General features: G+C 74.4%; 16 protein-coding genes and 1 riboswitch. All 16 genes read right to left on the reverse strand.

Annotated features, from left to right (window positions below):
- Nucleotides 1-66: 66 nt before the first annotated feature.
- Nucleotides 67-675: a riboflavin synthase gene (locus tag TCUR_RS14775; RefSeq protein ID WP_012853322.1), complete on the reverse strand. Its 609-nt coding sequence runs from the start codon at nt 673-675 to the stop codon at nt 67-69.
- A gap of 255 nt (nt 676-930) precedes the next feature.
- Nucleotides 931-1061: riboswitch (FMN riboswitch) on the reverse strand.
- A 264-nt stretch (nt 1062-1325) separates the two neighbouring features.
- Entirely contained in the window at nt 1326-1991 is a 666-nt protein-coding gene (rpe, locus tag TCUR_RS14780) for a ribulose-phosphate 3-epimerase (RefSeq protein WP_012853323.1), read from the reverse strand.
- An 11-nt stretch (nt 1992-2002) separates the two neighbouring features.
- Entirely contained in the window at nt 2003-2980 is a 978-nt protein-coding gene (locus TCUR_RS14785; protein WP_041439792.1) for a phosphatase PAP2 family protein, read from the reverse strand.
- A gap of 57 nt (nt 2981-3037) precedes the next feature.
- Entirely contained in the window at nt 3038-4453 is a 1416-nt protein-coding gene (locus TCUR_RS14790) for an RsmB/NOP family class I SAM-dependent RNA methyltransferase (RefSeq protein ID WP_012853325.1), read from the reverse strand.
- Between the two features lie 67 nt (nt 4454-4520).
- Complete coding sequence (fmt, locus tag TCUR_RS14795) at nt 4521-5447, reverse strand: methionyl-tRNA formyltransferase (protein WP_012853326.1); 927 nt, start codon at nt 5445-5447, stop codon at nt 4521-4523.
- Nucleotides 5448-5511: 64 nt separating this feature from the next.
- A complete protein-coding gene (gene def, locus TCUR_RS14800) occupies nt 5512-6057 on the reverse strand; it encodes a peptide deformylase (RefSeq protein ID WP_012853327.1) in 546 nt (181 codons plus the stop codon).
- Nucleotides 6058-6120: 63 nt separating this feature from the next.
- Nucleotides 6121-7668, reverse strand: coding sequence for a serine/threonine-protein kinase (locus TCUR_RS25035; protein WP_012853328.1), 1548 nt, complete (start codon nt 7666-7668; stop codon nt 6121-6123).
- A gap of 73 nt (nt 7669-7741) precedes the next feature.
- The gene (locus TCUR_RS14810; protein ID WP_041439795.1) at nt 7742-9772 is read right to left on the reverse strand and encodes a primosomal protein N'; all 2031 of its coding nucleotides are present in this window, start codon (nt 9770-9772) and stop codon (nt 7742-7744) included.
- 172 nt (nt 9773-9944) lie between these two features.
- The gene (gene metK, locus TCUR_RS14815) at nt 9945-11138 is read right to left on the reverse strand and encodes a methionine adenosyltransferase (RefSeq protein ID WP_012853330.1); all 1194 of its coding nucleotides are present in this window, start codon (nt 11136-11138) and stop codon (nt 9945-9947) included.
- A 188-nt stretch (nt 11139-11326) separates the two neighbouring features.
- Nucleotides 11327-12529: a bifunctional phosphopantothenoylcysteine decarboxylase/phosphopantothenate--cysteine ligase CoaBC gene (coaBC, locus tag TCUR_RS14820; RefSeq protein WP_012853331.1), complete on the reverse strand. Its 1203-nt coding sequence runs from the start codon at nt 12527-12529 to the stop codon at nt 11327-11329.
- A gap of 28 nt (nt 12530-12557) precedes the next feature.
- A complete protein-coding gene (gene rpoZ, locus TCUR_RS14825; protein ID WP_041439798.1) occupies nt 12558-12830 on the reverse strand; it encodes a DNA-directed RNA polymerase subunit omega in 273 nt (90 codons plus the stop codon).
- Nucleotides 12826-13497 carry a guanylate kinase gene (gene gmk / locus TCUR_RS14830; RefSeq protein ID WP_012853333.1) on the reverse strand — a complete coding sequence of 224 codons (672 nt, stop codon included), beginning with the start codon at nt 13495-13497 and terminating at the stop codon, nt 12826-12828. The genes rpoZ and gmk overlap by 5 nt, the downstream gene beginning before the upstream one ends.
- Nucleotides 13498-13525: 28 nt before the next feature.
- Nucleotides 13526-13852, reverse strand: a complete 327-nt coding sequence (gene mihF, locus TCUR_RS14835; RefSeq protein WP_012853334.1) for an integration host factor, actinobacterial type — start codon at nt 13850-13852, stop codon at nt 13526-13528.
- A gap of 364 nt (nt 13853-14216) precedes the next feature.
- Entirely contained in the window at nt 14217-14915 is a 699-nt protein-coding gene (gene pyrF, locus TCUR_RS14840; protein WP_012853335.1) for an orotidine-5'-phosphate decarboxylase, read from the reverse strand.
- A 12-nt stretch (nt 14916-14927) separates the two neighbouring features.
- Nucleotides 14928-15938 (reverse strand): dihydroorotate dehydrogenase, encoded by a 1011-nt coding sequence (locus TCUR_RS14845; RefSeq protein ID WP_012853336.1) that lies wholly within the window; start codon nt 15936-15938, stop codon nt 14928-14930.
- On the reverse strand, nt 15935-16840 hold the full coding sequence (locus TCUR_RS14850; protein ID WP_012853337.1) for a dihydroorotate dehydrogenase electron transfer subunit: 906 nt from the start codon (nt 16838-16840) through the stop codon (nt 15935-15937). The genes TCUR_RS14845 and TCUR_RS14850 overlap by 4 nt, the downstream gene beginning before the upstream one ends.
- Nucleotides 16841-16860: the final 20 nt, after the last annotated feature.

The following is a 16860-nucleotide window of genomic DNA, read 5'->3' on the forward strand; positions in this document are numbered from 1 at the left end:
GCGCCGTCCCGGCCGGTGCCGGATGCGATCGGGGAAGCGGCGTTGCGGCCTGTGCCGCCGGGCCGCTCATCGGGCGGGCTCCGCCGTGCGGTGAGCGGTGAGCCGCTCGACGTACTTGGCGATGACGTCGACCTCGAGGTTGACCGGGTCGCCGGGGCCTTTGCGGCCCAAGGTGGTCAGTTCCAAGGTGGTCGGGATCAGCGAGACCGACAGCTGCTCCGGCCCGGCCTCCACCACGGTCAGGCTGACGCCGTCGATGGCGATCGAGCCTTTTTCGACGATGTACCTGCTCAGCTCGGCGGGCACCGAGACGGTCACCAGGTGCCAGCGTTCCTCGGCCCGCCGGGAGACGATCCGTCCCACGCCGTCCACATGCCCTTGCACCAGATGCCCGCCGAGCCGGTCCGACAGCCGCACGGGCCGTTCCAGGTTGACCGGCGAACCGGGTTCCAGGACGCCGAGGCTGGAACGGTCGAGCGTCTCTTTCATCACATCGGCGGTGAACTCCTCGCCGTTCACCTCCACCACGGTCAAGCAGACCCCGTTGACCGCGATGGAGGCGCCGTGCACGGCGTCCTGGGTGACCAGCGGACCGCGCACGGTCAGCCGGGCCGAGTCCCCGGCGGGTTCCACCGCGACGACCTCGCCGAGCTCCTCGACAATGCCGGTGAACATCCTCTAGCGCTCCTCTCGGGCGGGTGCCGGCCACGGGCGGTCCGGACCCTGGGCACAGCCGAAGTGAACGCCTGCCGCCGGCTGCGGGGCGGGCGGGACCGTTCCGAAGGAGCGGGGCGGGCATGCGCGGGCACCGGACGGTCGCTCGCCGGCCGGTGCCGTCTGGGGTGGTCTCATCTCCCCGGGCCTCCCGCGTCTTTCGAGACGGTCGTGGCTCCGGGGACGAACGAGCACGGCGCCCCGCACAGGGGCGCCCGGCGTGCTGCCTCCCATCCGGACTTTCACCGTCGGTCCCGGAGTTCCACCGGGTCAACCGGCCGATGGCTTCGGCCGGGTCGCGGACTTTCACCGCCGGTTCGGAGTTCCACCGACCCCGGAGCACGCGTTCAAGGACTCACAACCAGTGTGCCATGTCCGGCATTCCCAGATTCATGCCAGGTCCCGCCACCGGGTCCGCACCGGGGTCTTCGCGGCCGCCCCCGCACCCGCCCGGCGGCCCGCCGGGACCGTTCCAACAGCAGGTCAAAGGGCTTTTGACGGTGGCGTGCGGGGCGCTGAAATCACATCCCGCCCAGTGAGACGGCGGGCGGAAACAGGCGGCCGGACGGGCGCGCTCCCGGGCCCGGTCCGGCCGGACGTCCCGGCCGGGTTCAGGCCCCGGCGGCCTCGGCCTTGGCGCGCAGCAGGCGGACGGCCTCGGCCGGGTCGTCGGCACCGTAGACGGCGTTGCCGGCCACGAACACATCGGCGCCGGCCTCGGCGCAGCGTTCGATGGTCTCGGCGCTGACCCCGCCGTCGACCTGCAGCCAGACCGCAAGGTCCCGGCTTTTGATCAGCTGGCGGGCGCGGCGGACCTTGGGCAGCACCAGGTCCAGGAACTTCTGGCCGCCGAAACCGGGCTCGACGGTCATCAGCAGCAGCATGTCGATCTCGCCCAGCAGCTCCTCGTACGGCTCCAGCGGGGTGGCCGGGTTGATGCCCAGCCCGGCCCGCGCCCCGGCGGCGCGGATGGCGCGCAGGGTGCGGATCGGGGCCTTGGCCGCTTCGGCGTGAATGGTCACGCTGCCGGCGCCGACCTCGGCGTAGGCGGGGGCCCAGCGGTCGGGGTCCTCGATCATCAGGTGGCAGTCCAGCGGCAGCGCGCTGTGCTTGACCAGCGACTCCACGACCGGCAGGCCCAGCGTGAGGTTGGGCACGAAGTGGTTGTCCATCACATCGACGTGCACCCAGTCGGCGTCGTCGGAGATCAGCGCGACCTCCTCGGCCAGGCGGGCGAAGTCGGCGGACAGGATGCTGGGAAAGATCTTTGCGGCCATGATGGTCGAGTCTAGGTGTCCTCGGCCATGGCGGGTTCACCCGTCCGGGGGAGGGCGGGGGTGGAACGCCGGGCCAACCCCGCTCGCACGAACACCTCCACGGCCCCGGCGCCGATCCACAGGCCGCTCAGCAGCCGGCCGCACAGCAGCGCCGGCGGGGCCGGGCCGAACCCCACCGTGAGATTGATCACCGCCAGGCCGGCCAGCCCGACCGGGAGACGGGCCGCCCGGCGCGGCGGCGGACCGCCGGCGGTGAACCAGCCGCGGCGGGCCGTCACGGACAGCCCCGCCGCCAGGCCGCCCAGCAGCCCGGCGGCCTGCAGCGCGTCTTCCAGGCCGGCCCGCTCGGGACCGGCCACGGCCGCGCCGTCCACCAGAAGCCTCCCCCACTCCCCCGGCGGCGCCAGGGCGGCCAGGGCGCCCGCCACCGCGCCCAGCGTCACCGCCGCGCTCAGCGTCACCTGCCACCCGATCCGCAGGGCACGCCACCGGGCAAGGAGCCGGGGCCCGAACCGGACGACCCCGGCCAGCAGCACCGCGCCGACCGCCCAGCCCGCCGCCACCTGGCCCGCCGAATGCACCCCCAGATACACCCGGGACACCCCGACCAGGACGATCACCGCCCCGGCCGGCGCCCAGACCCAACCGGGCCGCAGCGCCGGCAGCGGCCCGGGAAGCCCGACAGGGCGCCCCCGCCGGGTGACGTGCACGGCCAGCAGCCCCCAGACGACCACGGCCGCCTGGGCGTGACCGGAGGGCATGCCGAAGGTCGGTTCCGCCGCGTGCGCCATCCCCTGCGGGTCGTTCCAGTACGGCCGCGGCTGGGCGAAGACCAGCTTCAGCACCGCGTTGACCGTCCCGCTCAGGGCCAGCGCCACGCCCACGGTCGCGGCGGGGCGGGGCGAGACGCACCAGAACGCCACCACCAGCAGCGACAGGTAGAACCCCGTCCCGCCGATGAACGACGCGGCCTGCATGAACTCCGTCACGGCCCGTCCCTTCCCGGGGCGGTGATCCGTATCCGGCCCGTCGCCGCCGGCCGGTTTTCAGCCGGTGCGGCGCAACAGGGCCAGGAACATCGCGTCCGTGCCGTGCCGGTGCGGCCAGAACTGGGCGTAGGGGCCCTCCCCCAGCCCGGTCAGCTCCCCGCGGGCCGTCTCGGCGAGCACGGCCGGGGCGTCCAGCCGCTGCACGTCCGGGCGGTCGCGCAGCACGTCGTCGACGACCACGCGGGTTTCGGCCAGGTGCGGCGAGCACGTCACGTACGCCACCACTCCCCCGGGCCGGACCGCCTCCAGCGCCGCGGCCAGCAGCGCCCGCTGCAGCGGCCCCAGCTCGGCCAGCGCGCTGGGGTCACGCCGCCAGCGGGCCTCGGGACGGCGCCGCAGCGCCCCCAGCCCGGTGCACGGGGCGTCCAGCAGCACCCGGTCGAAGGAGGCGGGACGCCAGGGCGGCGCGGTGCCGTCGGCCACCGCCACGGCGGTGCGGTCATCGACCGCCTGGCGCACCAGCGCGGCCCGGTGCTCCTGCAGGTCGCAGGCCAACAGGCGGGCGCCGCGCCCGCCGGCCAGGCCCGACAGCAGGCCCGCCTTGCCGCCCGGCCCGGCGCACATGTCCAGCCAGCGGCCGTCGGGGCCGTCCAGCGGCACGGCGGCCAGCGCCAGCGTCACCAGCTGGCTGGCCTCGTCCTGGACGGCGGCGCGGCCGGCGGCGACCGCCTCGATGGCCGCCGGGTCGCCTTCGGGCAGCACGGCCGCCTGCGGTGACCAGGCGGCCGGTTCGGCCCCGGCCTCGACCAGCTCGGCCACCGTGGCGCGGCCGGGTTTGGCGACCAGGGTCACCCGCGGCCGGTCGTTGTCGGCGGCCAGCAGCGCCTCGATCTCATCCCGGGCCGGGCCCAGCGCATCGCGCAGCGCCGAGACGATCCAGCGGGGGTGGCTGTAGGTCACCGACAGCCGGCCGAGCTCGTCGTCGGGCGGGGCGACGATGTCCAGCCACGCCTTCAGGTCACGGGTGGCGACCTTGCGCAGCACCGCGTTGGCGAACCCGGCCCGTCCCGCCCCGACGACCGAGCGGGCCAGCTCCACCGCGGTGCCGACGGCGGCGTGCGGGGGGATGCGGGTGCCCAGCAGCTGGTGGGCGCCCAGCCGCAGCACATCCAGCAGCGGCTCGTCGATGCGGCGCAAGGGGCGGTCGCTGCACACCTCCAGCACCGCGTCGTAGGTGCCGCGCCCGCGCAGCGTCCCGTAGGTCAGCTCGGTGGCCAGCGCGGCGTCCCGGCCGGTCAGGCCCCGTTCGCGCAGCCGCACCGGCAGCAGCAGGTTGGCGTAGGCGTCGCGGGTCTGCACCGCCCGGATCACCTCGAAGGCGGTGCGCCGCACCAGGTCCTGGGGGCGTCCGGTGCGGCGGGGCGCACCGGGCCGCCGTCCGGCGCGCCGGGTGCGCGCGTTGCGGGAGCCCATCAGAGCCGCACCCCCCGGGTGCGGACAGGCGCGCCGGGCGGGAGGCCGGCGTTGCAGAGCGCGGTCATCAGATCAGCACGTCCTCGTCGGTCAGGGACAGGCCGCGCGCCCAGTCGGCGGCCGGCATCCGGCGCTTGCCCTGCGGCTGGACCTCCCCCAGGGCCACCGGGTGGGTGGCGGTGCCCACCAGCACCTCCCGTTTGCCGGCCTTCAGCTTCCCGGGGGCCAGCTCGCCGCCGCCGGCGGCCAGGCGGACGGGGCCGACTTTGAGCCGCTCGCCGCGGAAGGTCGTCCAGGCGCCGGGGGCCGGGGTGCAGGCGCGCACCAGCCGGTCCACCCGCATGGCCGGGGCCTTCCAGTCGATGCGGGCGTCCTCGGGGGTGAGCTTGGGCGCATAGGAGACGCCCTCGGCCGGCTGCGGCCTGGGCTGCAGCGCGCCCTGCTCGATGCCGTCCATGGTGTCCACCAGCAGCCGGGCGCCGGCGCGGGCCAGCCGCTCCAGCAGGTCCCCGGCGGTGTCGGTGGGGCGGATCGGCTCGGTGAGCATCCCGTAGACCGGCCCGGTGTCCAGATCCTCTTCGATCTGGAAGGTGCAGGCGCCGGTGATGTCGTCGCCGTGCAGGATGGCGTGCTGCACGGGGGCGGCGCCGCGCCAGGCGGGCAGCAGCGAAAAGTGCAAATTGACCCAGCCGTGGCGGGGGATGTCCAGGGCGACGCGGGGCAGCAGCGCCCCGTAGGCGACCACCGGGCAGCAGTCGGGGGCGATCCGCCGCAGCCGGTCCAGGAAGTCGGGGTCCTTGGCCTTGGCGGGTTTGAGCACCTCGATCCCGGCTTTTTCGGCGCGCTGGGCCACGGGGCTCGCCGTCAGGCGGCGGCCCCGGCCGGCGGGCGCATCGGGCCGGGTGACGACGGCGGCCACCTCGTGCCGCGACTCCAGCAGCGCCTCCAGCGCGGGCAGCGCCGTCTCGGGCGTACCGGCGAAGACCAGCCTCATGTAATCGTTGCCTCCCTCAGGCGGCCTACCCGGCGCGAGGGCGGCCGCACCTGCCTGCCGCGCGCTACAGCGCCCTGCCCAGGGTGCGGTGCGGCGACTCCTTGATCACCGGGACGGGCTCGCCGAACCACTCGGCCTGGCGGATCAGCTTCATCGCGGCCTTGCGCTGTTCGGGGTCCATCCGGTCGATGAACAGGATGCCGTCCAGGTGGTCGGTCTCGTGCTGGACGCAGCGGGCCAGCAGGTCGGTGCCCTCCAGGGTGATCGGCTCGCCGTACATGTTGAAGCCCTTGGCGACCGCCCGCTTGGCCCGCGGGGTCGGGAAGGTCAGGCCGGGGATGGACAGGCAGCCCTCTTCGTCCTCCTCCTGGTCCTCCGACAGGTCCAGCGTCGGGTTGACCAGGTGCCCCAGCCGGTCCTCGACGCAGTAGGTGAACACCCGCAGGCTCACCCCCAGCTGCGGGGCCGCCAGTCCGGCCCCGGACGCGTCGATCATGGTGTCGGTGAGGTCTTTGACCAGCTTGCGCAGTTCCTTGTCGAAGTCCTTGACCGGCTCGGCCGGTGTGCGCAGCACCGGGTCGCCGAATAGACGGATGGGCTTGACGGCCACTTACGGCTCCTGTCGGACGGGGAGAAAACGTCTTTTCAGTCTAGGGAGATCCGCACGGCCCGCTCACCGCGCGCCCGCCCGGGCCGCCTCGGCGCGGGCGGCCTCGGCCAGCACGGGGTCGGCCAGGTGCGCGGCGAGCGCGTCCAGCACCTCGGCGGCCTGGGGGTGCCCGATGCCGGCCATGCCGTCGATCAGCTCCCGCAGCCCGGCGCCCGGCGGGAGGGTGTCCACCGCCTCGGCCACGGCCTCGGCGGGGTCGGCGGTCTCCAGCATCGCCGCGACCGTGTCGGTCAGCATCCACACCAGGTCCTCGCGGGCGGGTTCGGCCGCGGCGTCCCCCCGCTCGTGCAGCCACAGCCTGGCGTAGGGACGGGTCGCCGGGTCCTCCAGCGCCTCCCGCACCACGGGGGCGGCGCTCGCGTCCAGGCCGCCCAGCACGGCGGCGGCGATGCCGCGGGCCGACGGGCTGCCAAAGCGCATGACCTCCACCAGCTCGGCGGCGGCGGACTCGGGCGGACGGGCGCTCAGCCAGCGTTCGACCTCCAGGGCGAGCTCCTCGGGGCCGTGCCAGGCCAGCCCCTCCACCAGGGCGGCGGCCGGGCGGTCGGCCAGTTCGCCGACGACCGGGGCGATGAACCCTTCGGCCAGCAGCAACTCCCGCACCCCCCACACGCCCAGCGGGGTCAGTGCCACCCCGCCCTCGGCGGTGGTCTCCACGGCGCCCCAGCGCTGCAGCTCCTGCAGTTCGCGGTCCAACGCGGCGGCCACCTCCTCGGGCGCGGGCGCCGCGGCGACCTGCCGCAGATGCTCGGTCAGCGCCTGCGCCAGCTCCCGGGGGGCGGCCGGTTCGTCCTGCTCGTACAGGTGAAGGAGCACGCCGGTCAGCTCGGCGCGCACCTGCGCGGCGGCCTCGTCGCCGCCCGCGAAGCCGCCGGTCACGGCCCGGTCGAACGACTGCAGCCAGGAGGCCAGCACGGCCTCGTCGTCGCCGTCGCCCGGCGCGGCGGCCGCGCAGCGGCGGGCGGCGGCGGCCAGCTCGGCGGGCGGGGCCAGCACCACCGGCGGCACCCGCATCTCCTCGCTCGCCTGCAGATAGGCGCCGGCCCGGGCGAAGCGCTCGGCCTCGCTGAGGGACTCGAAGTCCGTCAGCCAGCGCTGCACGGCCGCCTCATCGTCCAGGTCGATGCCGTCGGCGAGCATCATGCCCTGCACCAGTTCCTGGACCGACTCTTGTTCGGCCTCATCCAGCTCGGTGAGGATCTCGGCCAGTTCCGGTTCCAGCGCCTTCAGCTCCGCGTGCAGCTCGGCGGCCCGCCCGGCGGGGATCCGCCCGGTGCCGGCCAGGAAGTCCACCAGCGCGCCCGCACTGGCCATGATCGACGGCAGGTCCTCGGCCTCTGCGACCACCGTCTCCACGAAGGTCTCCAGCATCAGCCGGCGCAGCCGGGGCGGGTCCAGCTCCTGCGGTTCGCTCAGCTCCGGTTCCTGGCGCACCAGTTCCAGCAGCAGCCGGATCCCGTATGTGTCGATGCCGCCTTCGTGCCCGTCCGCCCAGCGGTCCAGATCGGCCAGGGCACGCTCTGCCCAGTTGTCCACCTGCTCGTCAGCCACCAGGGCACCCTAGCGGAGGCGGCGGCTTTTGACCGGCGCTTCGCGAGCTTGATCTCCCTGAAAGCCAGCCGCCTCACAACAGTTCCAGCGGGTCGATCTGCACGCGCACCGGGTCGGGGGCGCGGCGGGCGCTGCGCACCCCCTGGGCCTCCTTCAGCGCCCGCCCGAGCGCCGGCCCCGCCCGGCGCGGCACCCGCACCAGGGCGCGCTCCTTGACCGGGCCTTCCGCGGCGGCCTCGTCCGTCACCGGGACGGGCCCGAGCACCTCGGCGCCGGGCGGCAGGCGGGCCGCCTCCAGCAGCTCGCGGATCGCCGCGGGGGTGCCGGTCAGCGACGCCATCCGGACGGCCGGCGGGAACCCCAGCTCCCGCCGGTCGGCCAGCTCCCGTTCGGCCAGCGTCACCGGGTCCCAGCGCAGCAGCGCCTGCACCGGCGGCAGCGACCCTTCGGCCAGCACCACCACCGGTGCGGCCGGGCGGACCAGCGCGGCGGCGTTCATCCAGCGGCGCAGCGTCTCCTCGGCCACCCGCAGGTCGGCGCGGCCCAGCAGCGCCCAGCCGTCCAGCAGCAGCGCCGCCGCGTACCCGCCGGCGGCGACCGGCTCGGCCCCGGGGGTGGAGACCACCAGCGCGGGACGGCCGTCCACCGCATCCAGCACCCCCTCCCGGCCGGAGGTCCGCACCGGCACGCCGGGGAAGGCGCGGCCCAGCTCCTCGGCGGTGCGCTTGGCGCCCACCACGGCGGCCCGCAGCCGTGCCCAGCCGCACTCGGGGCAGCGCCAGCCGCCGGCGATCCGCCCGCACCAGCGGCAGTCGGGGGCCGCCTGCGCCGACCGCAGCGACAGCGGCCCCCGGCAGGCGGCGCAGCGCACCGGTTCGCGGCAGCGCTCGCAGCGCAGCCCGGGCAGGTAGCCGCGCCGGGGCACCTGGACCAGCACCGGGCCGTCGGCCAGCGCCCGCCGGGCGGTGCGCAGCGCCAGGTCGGGCAGGCGTGCGGTGCGCGCCGCCTCGTCCCTGGCCAGCTCGGCGTCGTCGCCGGCGGGACGCACCCGCGGCATCACCGCGCGGATCCGTGCCCGCTCGGCGGTGAGGGGACGCGCCCAGCCGGTCTCCACCAGCACGGTGGCGTCGGTGGTGCGGCAAAAGCCGCCGATGAGCGCCCCGGCCCCGCACCGGTGCGCCCGCAGCGCCAGAACCTCGCGGGGGTGGGGGTAGGGGGCGTGGGGTTCGGCGTGCACGTCGTCGCCGTCGTCCCACAGCACCACCAGTCCCAGGTCGCGGACGGGCGCGAACATCGCCGCCCGGGTGCCCACCACCGCCCGCGCCGTGCCGCGCAGCACCGCCAGCCAGCGCCGGTAGCGTTCGGCCGGCCCCTGGTCCGCGGTCAGCGCCACGTGCCGGGAGGGCGCCTGGAGTTCTGCGGCGAGCGCGGCGTCGACCCGGGCGACCTGGCGGCCGTCGGCGAGCACCACCAGCGCGCCGCGGCCGGAGGCCAGGGCGGCCTGGACGGCGCGGGCGATGGCCTGCGGCCAGTCCGGGCCGGGCAGCGCCGTCCACACCGCGCGGGGCGAGCCGCCGGCGGCCAGCGCCGCCAGGAAGGACGGCCCGGCCGGGTAGTGCGCCCACGGGCCGGGAGCGGGAGGGTCGGGCCGCCACGGCTGTGGCGCGGCGGCCGGTTCGGCCTCGACGCGGGCGTGCCGGGGCGGGATGGCCAATCGCAGCACATCGGCCACGGTGCCGGCGTACCGGTCGGCGACCTCCCGGGCCAGCGCGGCGATCTCGCCGGTCAGCACCGGTTCGGGGGAGATGACGCGCTCCAGGAAGAGCAGGCGGCCTTCGTGGTCGCTGCCCTCCGCCCGTTCGGCCAGGAAGCCGTCCACCAGCTGCCCGGCGAAGCGCACCCGCACCCGGCAGCCGGGCACCGCCTGGGCGTCCAGCTGCTCGGGGACGAGGTAGTCAAAGGGCCGGTCCAGGTGCGGCAGCGGCACGTCCACCAGCACCCGGGCCACCGGCAGGCGCTCGGCGGGCCGGCGGGCGCCCTTCTTGGGCTCCTTGCCGGCGGGTTTGGCGGCGCTCCCGGGTTTCGGCGCGGCGAGCGCGCCCATGCCCGGGATCGGTTCTGTCTCGCCGCCGTTCGTCACGCTCCCGTCCTACCAGATCCCGGGGACCGGGAAGGCGCGGCACAGGCGGGCGGCCCGCCGCGCCCCGGCCCGGTGGCCGGAGCGGGCGAGCCGCCCGCGCACGCTCGCAAGCCGCCCGCGAAGGGCGCGTGCTCTCTTACAGGCCGACGGCCGAGCGGAGGGCGTCGGCGCGGTCGGTGCGCTCCCAGGAGAAGTCCGGCTCCTGGCGGCCGAAGTGGCCGTAGGCGGCGGTCTGGGAGTAGATGGGGCGCAGCAGGTCCAGGTCGCGCACGATGGCGGCCGGGCGCAGGTCGAACACCTCCAGCACGGCCTCCTGGATCTTGGTGACCGGGACCTTCTCGGTGCCGAAGGTCTCCACGAACACGCCCACCGGCTTGGCCTTGCCGATGGCGTAGGCGACCTGGACCTCGGCGCGGTCGGCCAGCTCGGCGGCGACGATGTTCTTGGCCACCCACCGCATGGCGTAGGCGGCGGAGCGGTCCACCTTGGAGGGGTCCTTGCCAGAGAAGGCGCCGCCGCCGTGGCGGGCCATGCCGCCGTAGGTGTCCACGATGATCTTGCGGCCGGTCAGCCCGGCGTCGCCCATCGGGCCGCCGATCTCGAACTTGCCGGTCGGGTTGACCAGCAGCCGGTAACCGTCGCTGTCGAGGTCGAACTCCGCCAGCACCGGGTCGACCACGTGCTCCTTGATGTCCGGGGTCAGCAGCTCCTTGAGGTTGATGTCGGGAGCGTGCTGGCTGGAGACCACCACGGTGTCCAGCCGCACCGCACGGTCGCCGTCGTATTCGATGGTCACCTGGGTCTTGCCGTCCGGACGCAGGTAGGGGACGGTGCCGTCCTTGCGGACCTGCGCCAGCCGCCGGGCCAGCCGGTGCGCGATGGTGATCGGCAGCGGCATCAGCTCGGGGGTCTCGTTGGTGGCGTAGCCGAACATCAGGCCCTGGTCGCCGGCGCCCTGCCGGTCCAGCTCGTCGACGGCCTCGCCCTCACGGGACTCATAGGCGTCGTCGACGCCCTGGGCGATGTCGGGCGACTGGGCGCCGATGGACACCGAAACGCCGCAGGAGTGACCGTCAAAACCCTTCTGAGAGGAGTCGTAGCCGATCTCCAGGATCTTCTCGCGGATGACCCCGGGAATGTCCACGTAGGTCTCGGTGGTCACCTCGCCGGCCACATGCACCTGGCCGGTGGTGATCAGGGTCTCCACGGCGACCCGGCTCTTGGGGTCGTCCTTCAGCATCGCGTCCAGGATCGCGTCGCTGATCTGGTCCGCAATCTTGTCGGGATGTCCTTCGGTGACGGACTCAGAGGTGAACAGACGGCGAGACACGTGCGTGAACTCCTTGCAGCGGCTGCTGACTGACGTCGCAGGACGGACTGTGCATAATCGAGGGCCGACCCGGCGCGCTGCCGCGCCGGCGGTCTATTTCCGACGAAGTGTATCGGGAACGGCGACGCCGCCGCCCGATCCCACCGCTTTCCTCTCGGCGGTAAAGCGCGCTTCGCCGCGCCCGGGCGCTACAGGCGCGCAACGACCAGGTCCCATACCACGTCCGCGAGGTCCTCTTTGGGGCCGCGTGGGATCTCGGTGGTTGCGCCGTCGGCGGCCAGTACCACGGCGGCGTTGTCGGGACGGCCGAAGGCGAGGTTCTCCCCGACCTGGTTGACCACCAGCAGGTCGCACTTTTTGCGGACGAGCTTGTCGCGGCCGTTGGCCAGCACGTCGTCGGTCTCGGCGGCGAACCCCACGATCACCTGCCCGGGGCGGCGGTGCTGCCCCAGCTCGGCCAGGATGTCGGGGTTGCGTACCAGCTCGATCGGCTCAGGCTCGCCCGACTCGGATTTTTTGATCTTGGAGGTGCGGTAGTCGGCGGGCCGGAAGTCGGCCACCGCCGCGGCCATCACCACCGCGTCGGCGTCGGCCGCCGCCTCCAGCACGGCCTTGCGCATCTCCTCGGCGGTGCCCACCGGCACGACCTGGGCGCCCGCCGGGTCGGGCAGCGCCACGTTGGCCGCCACCAGCGTGACGCGGGCGCCGCGGGCCAGCGCGGTGCGGGCCAGCGCGTACCCCTGCAGGCCGGAGGAGCGGTTGCCGATGAAGCGGACCGGGTCGATCGGCTCGCGGGTGCCGCCGGCGGAGACCACCACGTGCCGGCCGGCCAGGTCGGCGGGGGCGTTGCCGCGGGCCAGCACCCGGCGGGCGACCTCGAACAGCTCGGCCGGCTCCGGCAGCCGGCCCTTGCCGGTGTCGGCGCCGGTCAGCCGCCCGACCGCCGGCTCCAGCACGATCGCGCCGCGCTCGCGCAGCGTGGCCACGTTGGCCTGGGTGGCCGGGTGCTCCCACATCTCGGTGTGCATCGCGGGTGCGAACACCACCGGGCAGCGGGCGGTCAGCAGCGTGTTGGTGAGCAGGTCGTCGGCCAGCCCGCAGGCGGCCCTGGCCAGCAGGTCGGCGGTGGCGGGGGCCACGAACACCAGGTCGGCGCCCTGCCCCAGCCGCACATGCGGGACCTGATCCACACCGGTCCACACCTCGGCGGCCACCGGGTTGCCCGACAGGGCCGCCCAGGTGGGTTCGCCGACGAAACGCAGGGCGTCGCGGGTGGGCACGACATGCACATCGTGGCCGGACTCGGTGAGCCGCCGCAGCAGCTCGCACACCTTGTACGCGGCGATGCCGGCACCGACCCCGAGGACGACCCGGGGTTTGGCGGGGGTCATGCGAACGAGGGTAGCGGGCCGCCCGCCGCTAGTTGTCGATGGGTTCGGCGTGCAGCAGGCCCTCGCGCACCTCGCGCAGCGCGATCGACAGGGGCTTTTCCTGGACCTGGGTCTCCACCAGGGGGCCGACGTACTCCAGCAGCCCCTCGCCGAGCTGGGCGTAGTAGGCGTTGATCTGGCGTGCCCGCTTGGCCGCGATGGTCACCAGGCCGTACTTGGTGTCGACGACCTCCAGCAGCTCGTCGATCGGCGGGTTGGTGATGCCTTCGCTGTTGGCTGCCACGCTTGGCCTTCCACTAATCCGAAGTCTGGTCGACCATCAAGGCTAGCAGCTCCCGGCACACATCCTGGACGGATGTGTTGACCAAGGTGACGTCGAACTCTTTTTCGGCGGCCAGCTCGACGCGGGCGGCCTCCAGCCGGCGCTCGATCACCTCCGGCGGCTCGGTGCCGCGGCCCACCAGGCGGCGCACCAGCTCGTCCCAGGAGGGCGGGGCCAAGAACACCAGCAGCGCGTCCGGCATCGCCCGGCGCACCTGACGCGCCCCCTGCAGATCGATTTCCAGCAGGACGGGCACGCCCGCGGCGAGCTTTTCGGCGACCGGAGCCCGCGGGGTCCCGTAGCGGTTCCCCGCGAACTCCGCCCATTCCAGCAATTCCCCATCGGCGACGAGCCGGTCAAAACCGGCATCATCGACGAAGAAGTACTGCACGCCGTGCTTTTCCCCCGGGCGGGGGGGCCGGGTGGTCACCGAGACCGACAGCCACACCTCCGGGTGCGATCGCCGGATCTCGGTGACCACCGTGCTCTTGCCGACGCCGGACGGCCCGGACAGAACGGTCAGACGGCGCCGCGGCGAGGACGGCGCGCATCCGCCCGCGGCCGGCTCGGCGCCGGAACCGGGCGGGGTGGTGCCGTTCCGAGCGCCCTTCTCCTCGGGCAGGCCGGAACCGGCCGCGGCGCTCATTGCGCCGCGCCCGCCTGCGCGATCATCGTCAGCGGTTCGCACCGCCGCCGAACTCACGCTCCAGGGAGGCGCGCTGGTTGGCCCCCAGGCCCCGCACGCGGCGGGACTCGGCGATGCCCAGGCGCTCCATGATCTGCTTGGCACGGACCTTGCCCACGCCCGGAAGGGATTCCAGGAGAGCCGACACCTTCATCTTTCCGATGACATCATCGGTCTGCCCAATCTTGAGGACCTCGGCGAGCGAGGTACCCCCATGCTTGAGCCGATTCTTAACTTCGGCCCTCTCCTTACGGGCCTTAGCGGCCTTCTGCAATGCTGCGGCGCGCTGTTCGGGGGTTAGGGGCGGAAGAGCCACGCCGGGTCACCTCGTGTTTCCACTCGACGGAGTCGGACGGGTTGGGAAACTAGCGAGTTCACACCCCATAAAGCAACGTGAAGTGCTGTTCCGCCCGCCACAAAATCACGAAAATCACTCCTTGGAGTGTCCTGAATACACAGTGTACACAATCTCCCGGGGCGACGCCGGATCCCCTTGCGTGCCAGGGCTTTCGCACACCGGCACGGAACCGGCGCCGCGCTCTCCGCAAAGAGTGATCTTCATCTCGAAAACGCATCCGCCGTGTTCTTTTCGGAACCGGCGCCCCGGCTCGGCCGAAGCCCGAAACACATCGGTCATCTTCCCCGCCCGGCTCCGGTAAGACCTTCGCGGCGTCCGGCTCTCAGCCGGCGGCGCGGCGGCGCAGCGCGGCGGCGATGGCGGCCGCGGCGGCGCCCGGGTCGGGGGCCCCGGTGATGGGCCGTCCGATCACCAGCAGGTCGGCGCCGGCCTGCAGGGCCTGCTCGGGGGTGGCCACCCGGGCCTGGTCCTGGGCGGCGCTGCCCGCCGGGCGCACCCCGGGGGTGATGAGGGTGATCGAGGGCCCCACCTCTGCGCGGACCGCAGCGGCCTCCTGCGGCGAGCAGACCAGCGCCCGCGCCCCCGCCCCCACCGCCAGCGCCGCAAGGCGCCGTACGGCGTCTGAGGCCGGTCCGGCCAGGCCCATCCGGCCCAGGTCCTCCTCCCCCAGGGAGGTCAGCACGGTCACCGCCGCGATCCGCACGTCGGGGGCGGCCTCCACGGCGGCCCGGATCATGGCCTCCCCGCCGGTGGCGTGCACGGTCAGAAAGTCCGGCCGCAGCCGCGCCACCGCCCGGGCGGCCCCGGCGACGGTGGCGGGGATGTCGTGCAGCTTCAGGTCCAAGAAGACCTGCACACCGCTGGCGCCGCGCACGCTGGCGACCACGTCCGGCCCGTAGCGCAGATAGAGCTCAAGACCGACCTTGACGGTGCTGACATGGGGGGTCACCAGGCTCGCCCAGCGGGCGGCGGTCTCCAGGTCCGGCGCGTCCAGCGCGACGGCGATCGGAGCGGGTGTCACGGCGGCGTCTCCTTAGGCTCCTTCAGCCCGGCCCACGCCCGGCGGGACGGGCCGCGGAGGGCTGATCTGTGGGGGAACGTACCCGGCCTGCCCCTGGGGCGGCAGCCGGTGGGCCAGTCCCACCGCATCGGCCAGCCGGGCGATCTTGCGGGCGCTCAGCGCGTCCTCCAGTTCGCGCACGATCCGCGGAGGGGCCACGGGGTCGTGGAACAGCGCGGTGCCCACGGCCACCGCGCTGGCGCCGGCCAGGATGAACTCCAAGGCGTCCAACCCGCTGGACACCCCGCCGATCCCGATGATGGGGGTGGTGGGCAGCGCGGCGTGCACCTCGTAGACGCAGCGCAGCGCCACCGGCCGGATCGCCGGGCCCGACAGCCCGCCCGACACCCCGGCCAGCGCCGGCCGCATGGTGTGCGGGTCGATCGCCAGCCCGGCCATGGTGTTGATCAGGCTCAGCCCGTCGGCGCCGGCGTCCACGCAGGCCAGCGCGATGGTGACCAGGTCGCTGACGTCGGGGGCGAGCTTGGCCAGCACCGGCACGTCGCGGCGGGTGACCGAGCGCACCGCGCGCACCACGTCGGCGGCCGGGCCCGGCAGCCGGCCGAACATCCGGCCCCGGTCCTCCAGGTTGGGGGCGGCCAGGTTGATCTCCACGGCGGCCAGCGCCGGCGCGATCTGCACCCGCCGCGCCACCTCGGCGTACTCCTCCACGCTGTGGCCGGCGACCGACACGATCACCGGCACCTCCCGCTCGGTCAGCCAGGGCATGTCGCGCTCCAGGAAGGAGTCGACGCCGGGCCCGGGCAGCCCCATCGCGGTCAGGATGCCGCTGGGCGTCTCGGCCACGCGCGGGGTGGGCCGGCCCGCCCTGGGCTGCAGCATGACCGAGGTGGTGGTGAACGCCCCCAGCCTGGTCAGGTCGAAGAAGCGGGCCAGCTCGCGGCCGGTGCCGCCGCAGCCGGCGGCGGTCAGCACCGGGTTGGCCAGCTCCAGCGGCCCCAGGCGGGTGGTCATGTCGGTCATGTCCCACCTCCGGCCGCCCGCGGGGCGCCCAGCGCGTCGAACGGGATGGTGCCCAGATCGCCCCAGCGCACCCGGTCGCCGCGCAGCACCGGGCCGTCGGCGCAGGCCCGCACCATGCGGGTGATCCCGTCGTCGCCGACGATGGGCAGCACGCACGTCAGGCACAGCCCGGTGCCGCAGGCGGCGGTCTGCTGCAGGAACTCCTCCACCGACACCTGGGAGGGCAGGCCGTAGCGGGTGGCGGTGGTGCTCACCGCGCGCAGCATCTCGGTGGGACCGCAGGCGTAGACCACATCGGCGGCGGTCTCCTCGATCACCCGCGGCAGCACCTGGGGCACCGTCCCGCTCTCCCCCAGCGAGCCGTCGTCGGTGACGACGGTGGCCGAGTCGCCGACCCGCTGGGCCGAGCGGGCCCCGAACACCGCCTGGGCCGAGCGCCCGCCCAGCAGGAAGTGCACCCGGCACTCGCGCCGGCGCAGCGTGTCGGCCAGCGCGAACAGCGCCGCCGCGCCCACTCCCCCGCCCACCAGCAGGCAGTTGACCGGGTCGCGGGGCAGCCGGAAGGGACGGCCCAGCGGGCCGACCACATCGATCTTGTCGCGGGCCTTGCGGCCGGCCAGCCAGGCGGTGCCCACATCGCGGGAGCCGCGGTGGTCGAAGACCACCTCCACGGTGCCGCCGTAGTCGGGTTTGACCTCATAGACCGAAAAGCAGCGGCGCAGCAGCCGGCCGGTGTGCTCCCCGCCGACCGCCAGCGCCACGAACTGCCCCGGCCGGAACCGCTCGGCGACCGCGGGCGCCACCAGCGTGATCGCGTGGTAGTCGCGCACCTGGCGGACCGTCAGCACGATCGCCGAGGTGCGCAGGGCGCCGGCGGCGGCCCGAGCGGCGTTGTCGGTCACCCCCTCGTCCCTCCCTCATC

The organism is Thermomonospora curvata DSM 43183 (genome assembly GCF_000024385.1).
GTDB lineage: Bacteria > Actinomycetota > Actinomycetes > Streptosporangiales > Streptosporangiaceae > Thermomonospora > Thermomonospora curvata.

Coding starts and splice junctions, on each gene's coding strand:
- TCUR_RS14775 (WP_012853322.1), bottom strand. CDS start 675: ATGTTCACCGGCATTGTCGAGGAGCTCGGCGAGGTCGTCGCGGTGGAA.
- rpe (WP_012853323.1), bottom strand. CDS start 1,991: ATGGCCGCAAAGATCTTTCCCAGCATCCTGTCCGCCGACTTCGCCCGC.
- TCUR_RS14790 (WP_012853325.1), bottom strand. CDS start 4,453: ATGGGCTCCCGCAACGCGCGCACCCGGCGCGCCGGACGGCGGCCCGGT.
- fmt (WP_012853326.1), bottom strand. CDS start 5,447: ATGAGGCTGGTCTTCGCCGGTACGCCCGAGACGGCGCTGCCCGCGCTG.
- TCUR_RS14810 (WP_041439795.1), bottom strand. CDS start 9,772: ATGGGCGCGCTCGCCGCGCCGAAACCCGGGAGCGCCGCCAAACCCGCC.
- coaBC (WP_012853331.1), bottom strand. CDS start 12,529: ATGACCCCCGCCAAACCCCGGGTCGTCCTCGGGGTCGGTGCCGGCATC.
- gmk (WP_012853333.1), bottom strand. CDS start 13,497: ATGAGCGCCGCGGCCGGTTCCGGCCTGCCCGAGGAGAAGGGCGCTCGG.
- TCUR_RS14845 (WP_012853336.1), bottom strand. CDS start 15,938: ATGACCGACATGACCACCCGCCTGGGGCCGCTGGAGCTGGCCAACCCG.